This window comes from Sandarakinorhabdus oryzae (assembly GCF_009733735.1).
GTDB classification, from domain to species: Bacteria; Pseudomonadota; Alphaproteobacteria; order Sphingomonadales; family Sphingomonadaceae; genus Sandarakinorhabdus; species Sandarakinorhabdus oryzae.
The window spans coordinates 1-1,105 of sequence record NZ_WNJP01000337.1 but is presented as its reverse complement, the minus strand read 5'-3'; the positions used below and the strand labels follow the sequence as shown (position 1 = coordinate 1,105).

The 1,105-nt window shown below is 73.8% G+C and carries 2 protein-coding genes and 1 pseudogene; all 3 read left to right on the top strand.

The genetic code is table 11. From position 1 onward, the window contains the following. Positions 1 to 313 (top strand): DUF2332 family protein (locus tag GJ693_RS16110; protein WP_156257234.1); only part of this gene is annotated, 313 nt, incomplete at its 5' end. Further along, the gene (locus GJ693_RS16105; protein ID WP_156257233.1) at positions 313 to 882 is read left to right on the top strand and encodes a Maf family protein; all 570 of its coding nucleotides are present in this window, start codon (positions 313 to 315) and stop codon (positions 880 to 882) included. The genes GJ693_RS16110 and GJ693_RS16105, both read left to right, overlap by 1 nt. After that, positions 879 to 1,105: pseudogene (locus tag GJ693_RS16100) on the top strand (hypothetical protein); the annotation flags it as partial. The gene GJ693_RS16105 and the pseudogene GJ693_RS16100, both read left to right, overlap by 4 nt.

Sequence of the window (1,105 nt, the reverse complement as noted above, 5' to 3'; positions counted from 1 at the left end):
CGCCGCCGATGCCGCCGCCTGGGCCGAGGCCGCGGTGCGCCCCGAAGCCGGCAGCATCGCCCTGGTCTATCACAGCATCGCCCATCAATATTTCCCGCCGGCAACACAGGCCCGGCTGGCCACGCACATGGCGGCGGCGGGCGCTGCCGCGCGGCCCGACGCGCCGCTGGCCTGGCTTCGTTATGAGATGGATGATCCAGCCGCGCCCCAGATGCCGACCCTGCGGTTGACGCTGTGGCGTGGTGGCGCGCCGGAAGAGCAACTGCTCGCCCGCGCCCATCCGCACGGCGCCAGCGTGGCCTGGTTGGCCTGATGCGCCTCGTGCTTGCCTCGGCCAGCCCGCGTCGGCTCGATCTGCTGGCGCGGCTGGGCGTGGTGCCCGACGCTGTCGACCCGGCGGATATCGACGAGGCCGTGACGGCCGGCGAGATCCCGCGTGAACATGCCCGGCGGCTGGCGCGCGAGAAGGCGCAACTGGTGGCGGCGCGCCAGCCCGGCACCATCGTGCTGGGCGCTGATACGGTCGTCGCCGTCGGCCGCCGCATCCTGCCCAAGGCCGAGGACGAGGCGACGGCGCGGGCCTGCCTGGCGCTGCTGTCGGGCCGGCGCCACCGCGTGCTGACGGCAGTTGCATTGGTGCACGCGAACGGGACGTTGCGGGAGCGCATGAGCGAGTCTGTGGTGACGTTCCAGCGCCTGACCCCGGCCGACATTGATTGGTTGATCGGCCGCGGCGATTGGCGCGGCAAGGCCGGCGGCTATGCCATCCAGGGCGCGGCCGAGGCCTTTGTGCGCGCCCTGTCGGGCAGTTTCTCGGGCGTGGTCGGCCTGCCGTTGAACGAAACGCGTCTGCTGCTGGCGGCCGCCGGCTGGCGGGCATGAGCGCCCTGGTCGAGGCGGCCCCCGGCGCCACCCGCGCGCTGGTGCTGGATGGGGAGACAGTACTCGAAGCCCATTTCGCCCGCGCCGATGAGCCGCTTCCGGTGGGCCTGGTCGCGCCAGCCCGCCTGGTCAGCCGCGCCGGGGCGCGCGGGGTGGTGGCCATCGCCGGGCAGGAGGCGCTCCTCGAACCGGCGCCGGCCGATTGGCATGAGGGCCAGACCCG

Coding starts and splice junctions, on each gene's coding strand:
- GJ693_RS16105 (WP_156257233.1), top strand. CDS start 313: ATGCGCCTCGTGCTTGCCTCGGCCAGCCCGCGTCGGCTCGATCTGCTG.